This is a genomic window from Betaproteobacteria bacterium, from assembly GCA_016791345.1.
Classification (GTDB): domain Bacteria; phylum Pseudomonadota; class Gammaproteobacteria; order Burkholderiales; family JAEUMW01; genus JAEUMW01.
In genome coordinates, this window is sequence record JAEUMW010000157.1 from 1 (window position 1) to 2,736 (window position 2,736).

Sequence of the window (2,736 nt, forward strand, 5' to 3'; positions counted from 1 at the left end):
CGCTGCCTGCCGCAACATGCTCACGAATGGCGTGATGCCGATGCCACCGGCGATGAACACCGCCGGCCGCGCCGGGTCACGGTGCAGAGTCAGCGACCCGAAGGGCCCTTCGATCCCGACCGCCGAACCCATGGCCAGGGATTTCAGAGCGCGTTTGAAGGCGCTGTCGCGTATGCGCGTCGCGATTACCAGATCGCTTTCGAACGGCGCGGTCACGATGGAGAACGTGTGACGCGCGCCTTGCACATCATCCCCCGGCGGCTTCGGCAGGATGACGTCGATGGCCTGCCCGGCCTTGAAGTCGAAGGCGGCTGGCTTCTCGAAATGAAACGCCATCGTGCCCTCGGCAACTTCTTCGCGGTCTTGCAGTTTGACTTCGAAGGTGCTCATCCGAGGACTCCCGTCGCGTCGGCACCACCGCCTGAACGACGATGCGGGAGATCCCTGTGCGGCCGGATGACGCGGGCAAACGCGTTGTGATCGTGGATCGATTCGAAGTTCTCCGCCTCGACCAGGTAAGCGCCCACGCGCGGCTCGTCGTTCAGTGCAACCGCCACGTCACGCACGAGATCCTCGACGAACCTGGGATTGTCGTAGGCACGTTCCGTGACGTACTTTTCGTCGGCTCGCTTGAGCAGCCCGTATACCTCGCAGGAGGCGCTGCCTTCGGCAATCGCGATCAGTTCCTCGATCGCCACCTCTGCCTTCAGTTCCGCGCGGATGGTGATGTGCGAGCGTTGGTTGTGGGCGCCGTAAGCCGAGATTTCCTTCGAGCACGGGCACAGACTCGTCACCGGCACCGTCACGGACATCCAGAATACATACCGGCCGTCTTCGGACACCCGGCCTTTCCAGCAGACCTCGTAACCGAGCTGGCTGCGTGTCCGTGACACCGGCGCCGTCTTTCTCACGAAGTAAGGGAAGTGCATCTCCACCGCACCGCTGTCTGCTTCCAGCCGTCCCAGCATGTCGAGCACGAACTGCCTGAAGCTCTCCTGATGCAGAGGCGCGGTCTGCGCTTCCAGCGACTCGATGAAGCGGGACATGTGCGTGCCCCTCGTCGGAGCGGACAGGCCCACGGTCAGCGACAGCGTTGCAACGGTCGCCACGAGCCTCGCGCCAGACTGGATGGTCAGCGGATGGCGGACTCCGCTCACGCCGACCGCGTCGATGCGCAGACCGCGGTGATCCGCTTCCGACTGGATGTCAGGAAGGAACGCAAGTCTTTCCGGGGCATTCATCCTCGTCCTCCTGTTCAGGCAATCATGGCTTGACCCTGCACTCGTCCATTGGATGAAGGCAGCCGTCGACACGTTCCCACTTTCTCAACCCTTGCCCGGCACGTTGAACCTGCAACCTGCTGCAAGGTAAGCTGCGTCGTGACGCGGGCGAGGTAACGGACATCAGTCATCGCCGGGACGAACAGTGAGTGAGATCACCTTCGTGGAATTCGAAGCGAGCGCCCGAGCGCAGGGCTTCGATGAAGTGGTGAAACGGAAGTGGGCGCCGTCGACCGTGCTGGAGCGACATTCCCATCCGTTCGAAGTGAGTGCGCTCGTCGTCGAGGGCGAGATGTGGCTCACCGTCGGCGACGACGCCCGGCATCTGCGTCCGGGCGACACCTTCGCGCTCGAAGCCGAAGTGCCGCACGCGGAGCGCTACGGTCCCGAAGGGGCGACCTACTGGGTGGCGCGCCGATCGGTTCGCTAGCTGCGAACGGCGCGATATTCAGGCGAGCCCGGCGTCTTCTTTCGACCCCAGTGCAATCGCAGTCCAGTCGAGGTCGTGGCGGTTCTTGGCGAACGCCGACAGCAGGCGATCGTGCAGCAGGCTGGCAATGGGCATCGGCGCCGTGCTGGCTTCGGCCGCACCGAGGACGAGCTTGATGTCCTTCATGCCCAGCGCGAGCCTGAACCCGGCCGGCTCGTAGGCCTGAGCGGCGATGATCCTGCCGTAATTCTGATAGATGGGGCAGGCGAAGAGGGTTTCGCCGAACAGCTTGGCCAGGGTGGCCGGGTCGACGCCGTTCTTCTGCGCGAGCGTGAAGGCTTCGGCCATCGCTTCCACGGCAGACAGGATCAGGAAGTTGCCGGCGAGCTTCACCACGTTGGCCCCCGCCGGATCTTCACCGAGATCGTAGACGGCCTGCCCGAGCGCCTCGAGCACGGGCCGGGCGCGCGCCTTTGCTGTCTGCGTGCCGGACTCGCAGATCCACAGCTTGCGCGCGGCGGCGGCTTCCGGTCGGCCAAATACCGGGGCCGCCAGGTAGTCACTGCCGTGACTGCGATGAAGCGCCGCGAGCCGGCGCGCGGTCTCCGGCGACACCGTGCTCATCGAAATGTGGATTCCGCCCTGGCCGAGCGCCGCACCGAAGCCGCCATCGCCGAAGGCAACTGCTTCCAGTGCCTCGTCATTGGCGACCATGCTCACCGCGATGCCGCCCGCTTCGACCGCATCGAGCGGGCGTGCGACGGCCGCTGCGCCCGCGGCGACGAGCGCTGCAGTCTTGTCCGCGCTGCGGTTGTAGACGCGCAGCCGGAAGCCTGCCTGGATCAGGTTGCGCGCCATGGGTTCCCCCATCTGGCCGAGTCCGATGAAGCCGATCGTGCTGCTCATGTGCTGGTTCCTCGTGTCGGTTGGTCTTCCGTGCTGCGCATGCTACGTTTGCCACGCAGATCATAGGACGATTCCGCCGGAGCATCCGGAATCGGATTGCGGCCAGATCTTTCGCCGCCG

The 2,736-nt window shown here is 64.8% G+C and carries 4 protein-coding genes; 1 reads left to right on the forward strand and 3 read right to left on the reverse strand.

The window, feature by feature from the left end:
* Together JNK68_06315 and JNK68_06320 are read right to left on the reverse strand one after the other, a co-directional pair.
* Positions 1-390 (reverse strand): FAD-dependent oxidoreductase (locus JNK68_06315; protein MBL8539970.1); only part of this gene is annotated, 390 nt, incomplete at its 3' end.
* Positions 387-1,241 carry a GTP cyclohydrolase I FolE2 gene (locus tag JNK68_06320; GenBank protein ID MBL8539971.1) on the reverse strand — a complete coding sequence of 285 codons (855 nt, stop codon included), beginning with the start codon at positions 1,239-1,241 and terminating at the stop codon, positions 387-389. The genes JNK68_06315 and JNK68_06320, both read right to left, overlap by 4 nt.
* Positions 1,242-1,425: 184 nt before the next feature.
* On the opposite strand from JNK68_06320, the gene JNK68_06325 reads away from it, so the two are divergent.
* A complete protein-coding gene (locus JNK68_06325; GenBank protein ID MBL8539972.1) occupies positions 1,426-1,710 on the forward strand; it encodes a cupin domain-containing protein in 285 nt (94 codons plus the stop codon).
* Between the two features lie 18 nt (positions 1,711-1,728).
* Here the strand turns inward: JNK68_06325 and JNK68_06330 are convergent, their stop codons facing one another.
* On the reverse strand, positions 1,729-2,616 hold the full coding sequence (locus JNK68_06330) for an NAD(P)-dependent oxidoreductase (GenBank protein ID MBL8539973.1): 888 nt from the start codon (positions 2,614-2,616) through the stop codon (positions 1,729-1,731).
* Positions 2,617-2,736 lie beyond the last annotated feature (120 nt).